This window comes from Pseudomonas sp. LF020 (genome assembly GCF_053456425.1).
In genome coordinates, this window is sequence record NZ_JBRFIX010000015.1 from 78,841 (window position 1) to 94,591 (window position 15,751).

Here is a 15,751-nt window from a genome sequence, read left to right on the forward strand (position 1 = left end):
CTGTGGCGAGGGAGCTTGCTCCCGCTGGACTGCGTAGCAGGCCCCGATGTTGTGCATCAGGAACCGGGGGACGCTTTGCGCCCCAGCGGGAGCAAGCTCCCTCGCCACAGGTTCGGTGTCAGACGCAGAGTTCAGAGCCGGCGTTTGCGGTTGAGGCTCGGGATGGTGGTTTGCGGGATGAACACTTGCTGCGCCTCGGGCGTGGTGCTGAGCGCCAGCGCCGCCAGCGTCGGCTGACTGAACAACGCTCGGGCGTCGGTGTGCAGGCCGCTCTGGCGCATGCGCGCCACCAGACTCACCGCCAGCAACGAATGCCCGCCGAGTTCGAAGAAGTTGTCGTGACGACCGACCTGTTCGACGCCCAGCACCTCGCTCCAGATTTTCGCCAGCGTGGTTTCGACTTCACCTTCGGGTGCCACGTATGGCCGGTTGATCACCGCATCGCCCCCCGGCTCCGGCAAGGCCTTGCGGTCGATTTTGTCGTTTGGCGTCAGCGGCAAGGCATCGAGCCACACGAACGCGCCCGGCACCATGTACTCCGGCAAACGCTCCAGCACGTGGGCGCGCAAGGTCTCAAGACTTGGTGCGCCAATGCCGGCACGCACGGTGTACCACGCCACCAGGCGCTCATCACGGACCATCACCACCGCTTGGCGAATCGCCGGATGTTCGATCAGCCGTGCCTCGATTTCCCCCGGTTCCAGACGCAAACCGCGCAGCTTGATCTGGAAGTCGTTGCGGCCGAGGAATTCCAGTTCCCCATGATTGTTGTATCGCGCCAGATCCCCGGTGCGGTACAGGCGATCGCCGACAACAAACGGGCTGTCGATGAAGCGCTCGGCCTGCATCTCCGGCAAGCCGTGATAACCACGCGCCACGCCGACGCCGCCGATATGCAACTGACCGCTGACACCCTGCGGCACCGGTTGGTCGTACGCATCGAGCACGTACAGCCGGGTGTTGCTCAAGGCTGTGCCGATCGGCACCACGTTGTCCGGCACCGGCATGTGCGGTTCCAGCGTCCAGCCCGTGCTGTCCACCGTGGTTTCAGTCGGACCATAAACGTTGTGCAACCGTACCCACGGCAGGCGATCACGCACCTGCCGCGCCAGCGCCGCGCTGAGCTCGCCACCACCGTTGAGCACATCGGTCAGGCTGGTGCATTGCTCGACACCGTCCTGCTCGATGAACTGCTGCAACAGCGCCGGGACGAACTTGACCACCGTCACCTGCTGCTCGCGAATGGTCTGCACCACATACGCCGAATCGCGGTTGCCGTCCGGTCGCGCCAATACCAGGCGCATCCCGGAACACAGCGGCCAGAAGATCTCCCACACCGAGCTGTCGAAGCTGAACGGCGCTTTTTGCAGCAGCGCGCCGTGCTCGGTTGGCGGAGAAATGACCGAACCCCAGTGCACCATGTTGCAGGCGCTGCGATGCTCGATCATCACGCCTTTCGGCAGCCCCGTAGAGCCCGAGGTGTAGATCATGTAAGCGAGGTTCGAAGCACTCAGGCCCGGCACCTGCAGATTGTCTGACGGCTGCTGCTCCCAACTGTCGTGATTAAGATTGATCGTCGTCATACCCGGCTCGCCGAGCAATTGCCGCGTGGCACCATGCACCAACAGTGCGACCGGCGCGCTGTCCTGCAACATGTAGTTCAGGCGCTCCAGCGGATAGTCCGGGTCCAGCGGCACGTATGCGCCGCCAGCCTTGAGAATGCCGAGCAAACCAACGATCAGATCCAGCCCGCGCTCGATGCAGATCGCCACCCGCGAGTCCGGTTGCACGCCAAGTTCACGCAGATGATGGGCCAGGCGATTGGCGCGCTGATTGAGCTCAAGGTAAGTCAGGGTTCCCTGCGCGGATTGCAGCGCAATGGCGTCCGGCTTACGCCGCACCTGTGCTTCGAACAACCTGTGCAACGGCTGGTCCAGCGGACAATCGACCGCGGTGGTGTTGAACGTAATCAGCAAACGTTGCAACTCTTCGGGCTGCAGGATCGGCAAGCGGTTCAACGGCTGTTGCGGGGTCTGCTCCAAGGCCTGCAGCAAACCGTGCAACGCGGCTTGCATGTAGCCGCAAATCCGCTGCGCGCCGATCTGTGCGACGGTTCTGCCGGTGAGGCGCAAGCCGTTGCCAAAGTCGTCCACGCTCATGGTCAGCGGGTAATTGGTGCGCTCCTCGTTGGCCAGGGTTTCGATGCCTTGCCAAGCCTGACTGGATGGCTCCAGCAGTTCGGATTCGTCACTGTGCCGGTAGTTGAGCAGCGCGCTAAACAACGGTGACGGCGACGCCACCCCGCTGCAGCGCTGAGCCAGTGCCAGCGACGCGTGCTCATGGCCGAGCAGCGCGGTCAGTCGCGCATGGGTGCCGCGCACGGCGTCGAGCACCCCGGCATCGACATCGATGCGCAGCGGCAAGCTGTTGATGAACACTCCCAAGGCCCGGTCGGCGCCCTCACCGCCTTGCATGCGCCCCATCAGCACAGTGCCGAATACGACGCGCTGCTGGCCCGAAGTCGCCGCCAGCACCCGCGCCCACGCCAGATGAATCAGGCTCGCGACACTGACCCCGGCCTGTCGCGCCTGGGTGCGCAAACGCTGATAGACGTCAGTCGGCAGCGCCTGCTGCGCTTCGTCGATACCGCGCCCGTCGCCCTGCACTTCCTGCAGGCCGAATGGCAGGGTCGGCTCGTCGATGTCCGCCAGTTGCGTGCGGAAAAACGCCTCGTGTTCCTGCTCGCTGACGCCCAGCCGTGTCTGCGCCACGTAATTGCGATACGGCACCGGCGGTGCCAGCGCCACGACCTGCCCCGACAGGCTGGCCTGCATCTCGCCGCGCATTACTTCAAGAGCGATGTGATCCATGGCCAGGTGATGGAACAGCAGAATCCCCACCACCCGATCCAGCGCCGGATCACGGGCATACACCAGGCGCATCAGCGGCGCCTGGCTGACGTCGAGGCGATAACGCCGGGCGTTGAAGCGCGCGTGCAACTGCTCGATGACCGGGCCGTTGGCCGGGTCCAGTTCGACCTCCTGCAACGGCAGAATCGCCGCGCGCCATACCACCTGCACCGGGGTGGTCAAACCTTCCCAGAGCACCGCGGTGCGCAGAATGTCGTGGCGCGCCATGACCTGACGCAGCGCCGCAGCGAAGGCCTCGACCCGCTCGATGCTGTCGAACGCCAGTTGCGATTGCAGCAGGTACGGATCGCCCTGCGCGGCGGTGATGTGGTGGTAGAGAATGCCTTCCTGCAGCGGTGCCAACGGATAGATGTCCTGCACGTTGGCCGCCCCGCCCGGTACCGTGGCGACGATCCGCTCGATGTCCTTCTGCTGCAGTTGCACCAGCGGCAGCATCTCTGGCGTGAGGTGGGTGCAATCGGCGGCGATGCGGTTGGCCGGCACTTCGATCTCTCGACCGCTGCCGACCGAAGCCGCCAGCGCTGCAAGCGTTGGCTGACTGAACAGCACGCGTACGTCGCTGCTCAGATCGAGCTGGCGCATGCGTTCGATCAGAATCACTGCCAGCAACGAATGCCCGCCCAGCTCGAAGAAATGATCGTGGCGCCCGACCTGCTCCACTTGCAGGACTTCGGCCCAGATCTGTGCCAGGGCGATTTCGACCTCACCTTGCGGCGCCTCGTATTCGCGGCGGATCAGATCGTCCGGCCCGGGCGTCGGCAGTGCCTTGCGATCGACCTTGCCGTTGGCGGTCAGCGGCAGCGTCGTAAGACGCACGTAGGCGCTCGGCAGCATGGCGCTGCTCAGGCGGGTTTTCAGCTGCGCGTGCAGCTCATTGATGTCCAGCGGCGCCTGCTCGGTGAACCACGCCAGCAATTGCCCGTCGCGCACCAGCACCACCGCTTCGCGCACCGCCGCATGGCTGACGAGTGCGCTCTCGATCTCCCCCGGTTCGATGCGGATGCCACGGATTTTCACCTGATCATCGTTGCGCCCCAGATACTCTAGATTGCCGTCGGCGCGCCAACGTGCAAGGTCGCCGGTGCGGTACATGCGCGCGCCCGGTGCAGCGCTGAACGGATCACGCAGGAAGCGCTCGGCGTCAAGCTCTGCCCGGTTCAGGTAACCGCGCGCCACCCCGGCCCCGCCGACGTACAACTCGCCCGCCACGCCCGGCGGCACCGGTTGCTGCTGCTCGTCGAGCAGATACACCGTGGCGTTGCTCACCGGTTTGCCGATGTGCAGCGGCTGCCCGGCGTCGATGCGCCCCGAGGTTGCCACCACCGTGGCTTCGGTCGGCCCGTAGTTGTTGATCACTTCAAACGAGGGCTGACGCGGGAACTGGCGCAGGCGATCGCCACCGATCAGCAGCGTGCGCAAGGTCGGGTGATCGAGCTGGCGGCTGAACGCGTATTCGGCGATCGGCGTCGGCAAAAAGCTCACGTCCAGCGGCTGCGCACGCCACCAGTCGAGCAGCGCATCGATGTCTTCGCTGCCCTCGCTGACCGGCGCCAGGTGCAGGGTCGCGCCTACGCAAAGCGCCGGCCAGACTTCCCAGGCCATCGCGTCGAAACCGAAGCCGGCCAGGCTTGAGGTATGGCTGCCGGCATGCAGGTCGAAGACATCAGCGTGCCAATCGACCAGATTGCACAGGGTGCGGTGCTCGACCATCACCCCCTTGGGCAGGCCGGTCGAACCGGAGGTGTAAATCACATAAGCGAGGTTCGCCGGGGTCAGCCCCGGCACCTTCGGCGCGTCGACCCGGCCAGCCGACCAGCTCGGCTGATCCAGCTCGATCACCGACACCGACAACGCCGGCAAATGCCCGCGCAGCGCACGCTGGGTCAGCACCGCGATGGGCGCGCTGTCCTCCAGCAGGTAGCTCAGGCGCTCGGCCGGATGCGCCGGATCCAGCGGTACATACGCGGCGCCAGCCTTGAGGATCGCCAACAGCCCGACCAGTGTGTCGAGCCCGCGTCGGGCGACGATCGCCACCCGGTCATCCGGGCGCACGCCGAGATCGAGCAGATGATGAGCCAGCGCGTTGGCGCGTTGATTGAGTTCGGCATAGGTCAGGTTTTGCCCCTGATCAACCGCCGCCAGCGCCTGCGGCCGCAGCGTCGCCTGCGCTTCGATACGTTGCTGAAGGGTCGTCGGCGCCGGGTAGTCCACCCGCGTGGCATTCCACTGTTGCAGCCGCGCGGTTTCTTCCGGCGTGCTCAGCTCGAAATCCGCCAACGCCAGGTTCACCGCTTCCAGCCCCTGCTCCAGAATCAGCAACCAGCGTTCAGCCAGGGCCTCGACTTCGTCGGCACTGAAATACGCCTCGCTGTAGATCAGGTACAGCCGCGCGTCGTCATTGGCCAGATTGCTCAGCAAATGCACCGCCAACGGTGTGGCCTCTTCGCCGTTCGAGGCCTTGATGATCCGTCCCGAGGCCTCGCCGTAGCGATAATCGTGAGTGCCCTGCTCGTAGGACACCGTGACCTCGAACAGCTGCGAGCGCTCCTCCCGCAGCAGGCCGAGGGCGCGATTCATCTCACTCACGGGAAAACGCTGATGGCGAAAGTCCTGGCGCAGTTCATCGCGAATCGCCCGGACCAGTTCAGCGAACGTGCAGTGGCGACCGAAGCCCATGCGCACCGCACTGACCTGGGCGAACAGCCCGAGGGTGGATTTGAAGCGCGCCCCGGAGCGGTTGAGAATCGGCAGCCCCACCACCCATTCGTCACGTTGCGCGGTGCGGCTGAAGTAGACATGCAGCGCCGCCAGCAACACATGGAACGCCGAGGCGCCAAACTCCCGAGCTACCTGCTGCATGCGCTCGTGCAGCAGCGCCGGCAAGGGCTGCGCGTAGACCTGCGTCTGCGCGGACTGGCCGGCCAGGCTCTGCTGATACCGCGGCAGCAGCAGCGGCTCGGGCAATTGTCGGTACTTGTCCAGCCAGTAGGCGCGATCCTGCGCATAACGGCGCGACGCGTGATAGCGCGCATTGTCCTCGATGAAGTCGATGTACGACGGCGCCGCGAGCGGTGTCGGTTGGCCGTGCGCCAGCGCGTTGTAGATCTCGTCCAGTGACTTGAACATTTCGCCGAAGCCCCAGCCATCGACGATCAAGTGATGAGCCTGCACGGACAGCCAGTGTCGCTGTTCATCGAGACGGATCAACAGAAAACGCAACAGGCAGCCGCCGTCCAGTACAAAGGGCTGATCGATGCGCGCCTGCACCAGTGCCCGCGCCGCCGATTCCGGGTCGCTCTGCGCTGACACATCGTCGATCGGCATCGGTACCGGCAATGACCGGGCGAACTGCTGCAACGGCAAGCCATCGGCGCCGGCGCCCGGCAGCAGAATCGTGCGCAGCGCGTCATGCCGGGCCACCAGCAGCTCCAGCGCAGCTTGCATTCGCGCCGGATCCAGCGGGCCATTGAGATCCAGGTATCCGCCGATGTTGTACAGCGGCGAATCCCCGCGACTCAGCTGGTCCAGCCAGATATCCAGCTGCGCAGCGGTCAGCGGATACGTCTGGAACGAAGCGGACGGCGTGGCTACCGCAGGGGCAGAAATAGGCGGCATAAGATCCTTCTCATGTGATTTTGCGCCTATTCAAGCATCGGCCCCGGTGCCGACATGACACGTAAAACCCGGACAATCCCGCCCCCGGCGCTGGCCTGTCAGCACTTGTTGACCCTGATTGGCTGGGAACTGGCTAAAAGTTCGGAGAGGAAATACTGAAAATCTTGTAGGAAAAATGCCACACACCAGCGCTGCCATTGACCTGCGTAATAACTCCAAGAAAAAACAACAGCCCCGGTTTTCAGGGTCTTGCCGTGACCAAACAGTCACACGATGCGCGACACCTGTAGCAAAAGGCGTCAGAAGCCCGGCGCCAAGTTTCAGAAATGATGGCACTTTGTGTCCCTGTTTTCCCTTACAGACGTAGGACAAATCCATAGGCTTAAATCCCGCCCCAGATCAGTTTCAAGGAGAAACGATTGCGTGGGCGGCTTTTGCATAAACAGCGGACGACTCGGTGATGACTCGGAACCAGGGATGACAAGGATATGAATCTGACCGGCAGCATTCGCAACATGGAAAACCCGCACTTCTACTGGCAACTGGGGGAATTGATTGCCAGCACCGGCGACGATCATTTCGCCAGCAATATGTTCCAGTTGGTCGACACCCTGGTGCCGGTCAATCGCGTCGATCTCAGTGAGTGGACGCTGGACGAGCGTCAGGCCAGCGTGGTCGAGATCAAGGCGCTGGGCAGCGCCGGACTGCCGCAGACCTTCCCGCCACCGGACCCGTTGAAGAGTCCTGACGATCATCCGTTGTTGCAAAAGATGATCGAGATGAATGATTCCCTGCTGATTCAACTCAAAGCGTCGCTCCAGCCGCAACATCCGCAGCACAGCGTGCACCAGTGCAATCTGGTGTCCCGCACCTCCAATCGCCGCTGTGTCATCTCGTTCTACCGACCGCATACGCAACGGGTGTTTTCCCTGCCGGAGCTGTCGTTTCTGAAAAGCCTGTCCGACACCCTGCTGCCGCTGATCGAACGGCACGCGCAGCTCAGTCGACAGATCGTCGCCAAACAGCCGCGCCTGCCCTTGGCCGATCTGGAGCAGGCGCCGTTGCAGCAGGTGTTCGACGAACGTCTGGCGCTGGGTGGCATCGTGCTGTCGGCGCGGGAAAAGGAAGTCTGCCTGGGTCTGTTGACTGGCGGTACCGTGCCGCAACTGGCCGAGAAGCTGCGGGTCAAGAGCAGTTCGGTCGAGACCTACCTCAAACGGGCGACCGCCAAACTGGGGGTCAGCGGACGGCATGGCCTGGCGCGCTGGATGGCCGGGGCGTAACCGCGCGGTCGTGTTCAACAGTGTTCGATGGTGGTGTGGGGACGCGGTCCCCGGCACGTGTTTTTTCTGCATGAGAGCGTTCGATGCTGCGCATTTCCCTGCTGTCCCTCGCCGTGTTGTTGGCCGGTTGTTCATTGATTCCCGAGTACCAGCGCCCTGCTTCACCGAGCGCTGCGCAGTACCCGCAAGGCGCGGTTTACCCGGCACCGACACCCGGCGCAGCGCGCGCTGAAGACTGGCGCACGCTGTTCAACGACCCGGCGCTGCAACAGTTGATCGAGAGTGCGCTGGTGAACAATCGCGATCTGCGGGTGGCGGCACTGAACGTCGAGGCGTTCCAGGCGCAGTACCGCATTCAGCGCGCCGATCTGCTGCCGGCGGTGTCGGCCAATGCCAGCGAGTCGCGCCAACGCCTGCCGCCCAGCGTGACCGGCAGCAAAGCCATGATCAATTCGACCTATGCGGTGAACCTGGGCGTCAGTGCCTATGAACTGGATTTTTTCGGCCGGGTGCGCAGCCTCAGCGAGCAGGCGCTGCAAACCTGGCTGGCGACCGAGCAGGCGCGGCGCAGCGCCGAGCTGAGTCTGGTGGCCAACGTCGCCAATGCCTACCTGACCTGGCGCGCCGATCAGGAGTTGCTCGAACTGACGCGCCAGACCCTGGCCGCCGATGAGCAAAGCTTGCGCCTGACCACACGCAACCGTGAGGCCGGCAAGTCTTCGGCGCTGGAACAGGCGCAGGCGCAAACCAGCGTCGACAGTTCGCGAGCCAATCTGGCGCGATACAAACGTCAGGTGGCGCAGGATCTGAACGGCCTGACGCTGCTGGTCGGGGCTCAGGTTCCCGAGAAACTGCCTGCGCAGCCGCTGTCCAGCGATCTGGTGCAACAACTGCCGGCCGGGTTGCCATCGGATCTGCTGCAACGGCGCCCGGACATACTGCAGGCCGAGTACCAACTGAAAGCGGCCAACGCCAATATCGGCGCGGCGCGCGCGGCGTTTTTTCCCAGTGTCAGCCTGACCGCCAGCGCCGGTACCTCCAGCCGCGACCTGTCCGGGCTGTTCAGCGCCGGCTCCGGGGCGTGGACCTTCCAGCCGCAAATCAACTTGCCGATTTTCAACGCCGGCAGCCTGCGCGCGAGCCTGGATTATTCGAAATTGCAGAAGGACGTCGCGGTTGCCGAATACGAGAAATCGATTCAAACCGCGTTTCAGGAAGTCGCCGACGGGCTGGCGGCGCGCAGCACTTATCAGCAGCAATTGCAGGCGCAGCGCGATCTGGTGCAGGCCACTCAGGACTACTACAACCTGGCGCAACACCGTTATCAGAATGGCGTCGACAGCAGCCTGACGTTTCTCGATGCGCAACGTTCACTGTTCAGTTCGCAGCAGGGGCTGATCACTGATCGCCTCGCGCAACTGGTGGCCGAGGTCAACCTGTACACCGCGCTGGGCGGCGGCTGGCGGGCGGATGAGGCGAATGTTCAGTAGTCCGTCGTCACTTTTTCTTACACCTTTTGTCGCCCGATCCTGCGCCGCGCGGCGATCCGAGGCCGGCGTCTGCCGTCAGTTTGGTATCATGCGCCGCTTTTACGGTTAACCCCCCGCCAGTCCTGCCGACTGACGGGCTGCAAAAGGCGGTATTAGATGACGGCTTTGTTGACTCGCCGCAAGGTGCTTGCGGGAATGGGCGTGCTGGGCCTGGGCCTGCTCGCGGGCTGCGACACCCGTGGCCAACTGTCGTACAAGTACGGCAAGGACCTGAGTGACAAGATCCTCGGGCGCACCTTCAAGCTGAAGAACACCGACGGCGAAACCATGACGCTGTCGAGCTTTCGCGGGATGATGCCGATGATCTTCTTCGGCTTCACCCAATGCCCGGCGGTGTGCCCGACCACCCTCGCCCGCGCCGCGCAAATCAAGAAGCTGATGGGCAAGGACGGCGACCGTCTGCAGGTGATCTTCATCACCCTCGACCCGGAACGCGACACGCCGCAGATCCTCGACGCCTACGTCAAAGCTTTCGATCCGAGCTTTGTCGCGCTGTACGGCACGCTGGAAGAAACACAGGCCACCGCCAAGGAATTCGACGTGTTCTTCGAGAAGGTGCCGGCCGGCGACACCTATACCATCTCCCACACGTCCACCAGTTACGTCTACGACTCGCGCGGCCAGCTGCGCCTGGGTCTGTCTGTATCGCTTTCGGCACAAGAGTGCACGGAAGATTTGCTCACCGTTATGGAGGTCTGCTGATGCACCCCGTTTTGAACAACATCAAACGCGCCGTTTTCGCCCTGTCCCTGCTGGGCCTGGCGTTTCAAGCCTCGGCTCAGACCAAGGTCGATGATGCCTGGGTGCGTGCGACCGTGCCGACCCAATCGGCCAGCGGCGCGTTCATGACCGTCACCGCCGACAGCGACAGCAAACTGCTGAGCGTGGCCTCGCCGGTGGCCAAAGATGTGCAGATCCACGAAATGTCGATGAAGAACGACGTGATGAGCATGGGCCCGGTCAAGTCGGTCGACCTGCCGGCCGGCAAAGCCGTCACCTTCGACCCGAACGGCTACCACGTCATGCTGATGGGCCTGAGCGGTCAGCTCAAGGAAGGCGAAAGCGTACCGCTGACCCTGACCGTGGAAAACGCCAAGGGCGAGAAGCAGACCGTCGAAGTCAAAGCCGAAGTCCGTGCGCTGACGCACATGGAAGGTCACGATCACAGCAAGATGCATTGATCTGACTTTGCGGCAATAAAAAGGGGCGGCCTGATCGATGATCAGGTCGCCCCTTTTTATTGCGCGAGAGAATCACTGTCCCGCTTCTGCCAATCCAACTGCGCGGTCATTCAAGGATTTCGCGCCAGCAATCGCGTAACCCTGCCCCGTAACGCTTGACGCAAATAACCCTTGCTCAACTTCTCCAGATGCAGGTCCAAACCACTGATCAGAAGCATTTTGCGTTTGGCGCTCTCAGCCTTCAGCAGGTAGTAGACGACCAATCCCGCCGGCGCACCCCACCAATTGAAGAACGCCCCCGCCACTGCCGAGGTCGCCAGGCAGGCAACATACGCGAGGCTGACCGGGAGGCGACGAATGAATTCTTCGTGAAGCATTTTCCCCTCCGATAGCGGCGTGAGCCGACCCTCGCAGTGGTTGAACACACGGACCGCGATCTTGTGTTCGCCACCCGGCAGACAACCGTAGAGTACCGAGATCTCTTCGCCCCGCTTGACCGGCAGATGCTGGTTGAACAGATCCAGCGGCAGATCACCCTGTGCAGTCCTGACCCAATACCGATCCTGATACTCGCCGGCAGGCATCGAAAACCGTTCATGACGAACCATCGTTCCTCTGAAATCACCGAACTCGATGACGACCTTTCCACTTGTGAACGCTTGCATGGCTATACCGAGCTGAAACTGATCCGGGTTTCGCGATGAATCTCGCCGTTGACCAAGGTCACGAGCGTTCGTTGTTCACCATTGGGGGTGTCGTGCATATCGATTCCTTGAGAATTCCACGTCGGACGACGTGCAGAGGGAAAGTCCGTCGGACTCGAATGCTACTGACTGGCCATTACGCTGTCCAGAAACAGCCCGGCCAAGGCTATGGAAAGCTTGCTTTACATCAAGAAAAATTTTAGCCAGTATGTAAAGGGTCTTTTACACAGGAAGTTGAAGAATGAACCGGTACTACCTTGAAATGGGCGCGGCGTTGATCCTCTATATGCTGGTGTTGACGGCCTCAGTGATCGCCACGCAATACCTGACGGAAGCCAACATGATTCTGCGCTCAGCCGTCGCGCTGACACCGGTTATTCCGGCAGGATTGATGTGCTGGAGCGTCGTGCGCAATATGCGGCGCCTGGACGAAATGCATCTGCGTATCCAGTTCGAAGCGCTGGGATTTGCCTTCGCCGCTTCGGCGTTGCTGACCTTCAGTTACGGATTTCTGGAAAACGTCGGCGCCCCACACATCCCGTGGACTTGCGTGTGGCCCGTGATGGGCGCGATGTGGATTCTCGGTCTGCAAATCGCTCGACGCCGCTACCAATGAAAAATCGCCTCAAGGCACTGCGCGCCGAGCGCAACTGGTCGCAGGTCGATCTGGCGGAACGCCTCAAAGTGTCGCGGCAGACGATCAACGCCATCGAAAACGAACGTTATGACCCGAGCCTGCCGCTGGCCTTTCAAATTGCCCGGACGTTCGAATTACCGATTGAAAGCATTTTCGACGACGGTTCGAACTGATCGCCGAATTGCACGACGGTGGGCGATGCCTGAGCGTTATCAGCTCCCGGCATTGCCATGCGCCTCTTCAAAAAAGTAATCCTTCCAGCTGTCGGCCTTGTTCTTCAGCACGCCCAGTTCCTGCAATTTCTCGGCATAGATAAACGTGCGCTGCGGCACCACCGTGAAGTCGATTTCGGGATCGGTGACGATCTTCTCGACCAGCGCCAGCGGCAGTTTGGACTGTTCGACGCGGATGTACGCCTGAGCGGCGGCGGGTTTGTCGGCCTTGATGATTTTTTCCGCTTCGGCCAACGCGTCGTAGAACGCCTTGTAGGTCCTGGGATTTTCGTCGTGGAATTTTTCCGTGGTGTAGAGCACGTTGAACGTGGCCTGGCCACCGAGTACGTCGTAGGAACTCAACACCTTGTGCACGTTGGGATTTTGCAGCGCCTGATACTGAAACGGCGGACTGGAGAAATGCGCGTTGATTTCCGAACCGCCGGCAATCAGCGCCGCCGTGGCATCCGGGTGCGGCAAGCTGACCGAGATGTCGTCAAACTTCTTGTACTGATCATTGCCGAACTCCCTGGCCGTTTCGATCTGCAAGGTCCGCGACTGGAACCCCACGCCCGCCGCCGGCACGGCGATGCGGTCCTTGTCGCTGAAATCCTTGAGGGTCTTGATGTTCGGGTTGTTGGTCAGCAGGTAATTGGGCATCGAGCCGAGCGAGGCAATCGCCTTGACGTTCTGTTTGCCACGGGTGCGATCCCACACCGTGAGCATCGGAGGCACCCCGGCGGAGACCACGTCCAGCGCGCCGGTCAGCAGCGCTTCATTCATCGCAGTGGCGCCGGAGATGCTGTTCCAGTCGACCTTGATCTCCAGTCCCTGCGCCTTGCCATGTTTTTCGATCAACTGCTGATCACGCACCACATCGAGAATCAGATAACCGATGCCGAATTGCTGGGCGATGCTGATCTTGCCTTCGGCCTGGACGCCGGCGCTGAACAGCAGACTGCCTGCCAGGGATGCGGCCAACAGAGTCAGCGCAGAACGTTTGAACGGTATGGCCATGACAACCTCGCAGCACGGTGGATTGGGCAGAAAGGCCGAACTCTATCGCTATAAAAAATAGAAATTAAATACCGTTATCGAATATCCATAGCACGCTCATGTTTGCCGTTGCGCGCTGATTTAAACAGCCTGAAACAATAAATCTGCCACCGGTTACAAGCTGTACGTCAGCCGCCAGCGGGCGGACACCAACGCCGGTCACGGCCTCAAGCCTTGCGTCACGTCTGCGCGAGCGGATCAGCCGGGTGTTTAAAAGGGCGATCAGACAGCCCACCCTTGGTATCATCGCGCACACTTTTATGACGGTTTGATGGCTGGAAGGTCTTTTTTTGTGAGCGTTCTTTTGCGTTGGTTGCGGCAGCCACATGCCCGCCTGTTTTCCCTGATTCTGCTGGTGCTGATCGTACCGGTATGCCTGCGCGCGGCGTTGGGCTGGTCGTCGCCGCTGGGCTATTTGTCCGACCTGGCGATTGGCAGTGTGCTGGTACTGTTGCTGCATCGTCGCGCGTGGTGGCTGGCGTTGCCGTTGCTGCTGTTCTGGGGATTGCTGGCGGTGGCGACGGCCGAACTGGTCAGCGCTGTCGGTCGCCTGCCGAACCCATCCGACCTGCATTACCTGATTGACCCGCAGTTCGTGGAAAACTCCACCGGTGGCGGCCTTGCCCATCCGGCGCTGGGCGTGGCCCTGTTGCTGGCGCTGCTGCTCTGGTTAGTGACGCGCTTCGCCAATCGCGCGCAACTCGCTGCTGCCCTGCCCCGCGCCGTATGGGCGGCGCCGGCGCTGCTGTTCGCCGCGCACTGGGGCGTGCAGAACCTGTGGCCGAACGAAGAGGATCCGTGGCGCCTGTACAACCTGCCGCATCAGTTGCTCGCCGCTCAAGTGGCCGATCTGCAGTTGCAGACCGAAGAATGGCTGGACGGTGACGTCGAAGAACCCGCGCCGCAGATGGCCGGACTGACCGACCTGGATCTCAACGGGCACAAGCTGCTGACCGCACCGGGGCAGGCGCGCAATGTGCTGATCATCGCCCTGGAAGGCATTCCCGGCGCCTACATCCGCGCCAATCGCGAAGCCATCGGCAGCCATTATCAGGAAGACCTGATGCCCAACCTCAGCCGCTGGGCCGAGCGCGGCATGAACACCCCGGATTACGTGCTGCATACGCACCAGACCATTCGCGGCCTGTACGCCATGCTCTGCGGCGATTACGACAAGCTCAACAACGGCACGCCCAAAGGTGTGGAGATGCTCACCCAGCAGGAGCGCAATCAGGCCTGCCTGCCGGCGCAGCTGCGGCAGAACGGCTTCAGCACCCATTACCTGCAAGGCGCCGGCCTGCGCTTCATGGCCAAAGACAAGATCATGCCGCACATCGGCTTCGATGCGACCCATGGTCTGGAATGGTTCAGCAACGCCAACTATCTGGAGTTCCCGTGGGGCAAGGATGACAAGGCGTTCTTCGAAGGCGCGCTGGATTACGTCGGCCAACTGAAGAAGCAGAATCAACCGTGGATGCTCACCCTGCTGACTGTCGGCACGCACCAGCCCTACTCCGCACCGGAAGAATATCTGGCGCGCTACGAGACGCCGAAACAGGCCGCCGTCGGTTATCTCGATGATGCGCTGGAGCAGTTTCTCAGCGGTCTCGAACGCCAGGGCGTACTGAAAGACACGCTGGTGGTGATCACCTCGGACGAATCCCACGGCATCGATGGCGTGCGTCTGGCATCGTCCTGGGGCTTCAACCTGACCCTGGCCCCGGAACACCAGCAGCTGCCACGGCTGAATGCCGGGGTCTACGGGCATGTCGATCTGAGCGCGTCGATCCTCGATTATTTCGACCTGCCGGTGCCGTCGGCGCTGAGCGGCCGTTCGCTGTTCCGCGACTACGACAGCGGGCGCGAAATCATGTCCTACACCAACGGCAAACTGCGCTACCACAATGGCCAGGGGATCTTTTCCGAGTGCGACATGCCGCGTCGTTGCCGTTACTACGAAAGCGCCGGGTTCATTGCCGAGCGCGCCACCTTCAAGGGCACTGAAAGCAGCCAGCAGGCCCGACAGATTGCCGCGCGGGCCATGGCGCTGGACCTGTCGCTGCTGCGCACGCCGCTCAATCAGCGTTACCAGTTCGGCAGCAACAACGTCATCCCGCTGCAGGCGCAGATCAACGATGACTGGGCCGACAACCTGATCGGTGCGCAATACCTGGAAATGCCCAAGGGTTCGCACACCCGCGTGCGCCTGACCGTGCGTTCGGTGGATCCGCAGCAGGCGGCGTACATCCAGCTCAAGGCCAAGGAGTTCGAACAGGACGTGCAGCTGGGCTTGCCGACCGAGATGGTCGCCACAGCCGATCAGCCGCTGCAGATGGATTTCAGCTTCGACAACCCGCAACAGCGCAAGGCTTTCTCGTTTCATTTGCTGGGTTATGGATTGGGTGCGGTCGAGGTCACGGATTTCAGTGTGATTACTGAATTGCCGGGGCAGGAAGATCCGCTGGATGCGTTGCCGGACGACGACACCGCGCAATCGAGCTGATGCCCCCTGTAGGAGCTGCCGCAGGCTGCGATCTTTTGATCTTGATCTTGAAAAATACAAGATCAAAAGATCGCAGCCTG

The 15,751-nt window shown here is 62.0% G+C and carries 9 protein-coding genes and 2 pseudogenes; 7 read left to right on the plus strand and 4 right to left on the minus strand.

Annotated elements, in window-relative coordinates:
* Nucleotides 1-212 precede the first annotated feature (212 nt).
* A pseudogene (locus ACU680_RS25775) lies at nt 213-5,132 on the minus strand (amino acid adenylation domain-containing protein); the annotation flags it as partial.
* A 90-nt stretch (nt 5,133-5,222) separates the two neighbouring features.
* Nucleotides 5,223-6,545: pseudogene (locus ACU680_RS25780) on the minus strand (condensation domain-containing protein); the annotation flags it as partial.
* Between the two features lie 488 nt (nt 6,546-7,033).
* Between ACU680_RS25780 and ACU680_RS25785 the strand changes: the two are divergent.
* The 4 genes from ACU680_RS25785 (at nt 7,034) to ACU680_RS25800 (ending at nt 10,559) form a co-directional block, all read left to right on the plus strand.
* On the plus strand, nt 7,034-7,828 hold the full coding sequence (locus ACU680_RS25785) for a helix-turn-helix transcriptional regulator (RefSeq protein WP_007965817.1): 795 nt from the start codon (nt 7,034-7,036) through the stop codon (nt 7,826-7,828).
* 83 nt (nt 7,829-7,911) lie between these two features.
* On the plus strand, nt 7,912-9,318 hold the full coding sequence (locus ACU680_RS25790) for an efflux transporter outer membrane subunit (protein ID WP_448180894.1): 1,407 nt from the start codon (nt 7,912-7,914) through the stop codon (nt 9,316-9,318).
* A gap of 156 nt (nt 9,319-9,474) precedes the next feature.
* Nucleotides 9,475-10,080, plus strand: coding sequence for an SCO family protein (locus ACU680_RS25795; protein WP_003224200.1), 606 nt, complete (start codon nt 9,475-9,477; stop codon nt 10,078-10,080).
* On the plus strand, nt 10,080-10,559 hold the full coding sequence (locus ACU680_RS25800) for a copper chaperone PCu(A)C (RefSeq protein WP_448180895.1): 480 nt from the start codon (nt 10,080-10,082) through the stop codon (nt 10,557-10,559). The genes ACU680_RS25795 and ACU680_RS25800 overlap by 1 nt, the downstream gene beginning before the upstream one ends.
* 110 nt (nt 10,560-10,669) lie before the next feature.
* On the opposite strand, the gene ACU680_RS25805 is transcribed toward ACU680_RS25800, so the two are convergent.
* A complete protein-coding gene (locus ACU680_RS25805; RefSeq protein ID WP_448180896.1) occupies nt 10,670-11,224 on the minus strand; it encodes a hypothetical protein in 555 nt (184 codons plus the stop codon).
* A 280-nt stretch (nt 11,225-11,504) separates the two neighbouring features.
* On the opposite strand from ACU680_RS25805, the gene ACU680_RS25810 reads away from it, so the two are divergent.
* Nucleotides 11,505-11,879, plus strand: coding sequence for a hypothetical protein (locus ACU680_RS25810; RefSeq protein WP_007965824.1), 375 nt, complete (start codon nt 11,505-11,507; stop codon nt 11,877-11,879).
* Nucleotides 11,876-12,073: a helix-turn-helix transcriptional regulator gene (locus tag ACU680_RS25815; protein ID WP_007965825.1), complete on the plus strand. Its 198-nt coding sequence runs from the start codon at nt 11,876-11,878 to the stop codon at nt 12,071-12,073. Before ACU680_RS25810 ends, ACU680_RS25815 begins: the two co-directional genes overlap by 4 nt.
* 39 nt (nt 12,074-12,112) lie before the next feature.
* On the opposite strand, the gene ACU680_RS25820 is transcribed toward ACU680_RS25815, so the two are convergent.
* A complete protein-coding gene (locus ACU680_RS25820; RefSeq protein ID WP_448180897.1) occupies nt 12,113-13,129 on the minus strand; it encodes an ABC transporter substrate-binding protein in 1,017 nt (338 codons plus the stop codon).
* Nucleotides 13,130-13,439: 310 nt separating this feature from the next.
* Here ACU680_RS25820 and ACU680_RS25825 point away from each other — a divergent pair, with 310 nt between their 5' ends.
* The gene (locus tag ACU680_RS25825) at nt 13,440-15,671 is read left to right on the plus strand and encodes an LTA synthase family protein (protein WP_448180898.1); all 2,232 of its coding nucleotides are present in this window, start codon (nt 13,440-13,442) and stop codon (nt 15,669-15,671) included.
* The last annotated feature ends 80 nt before the right edge of the window (nt 15,672-15,751 follow it).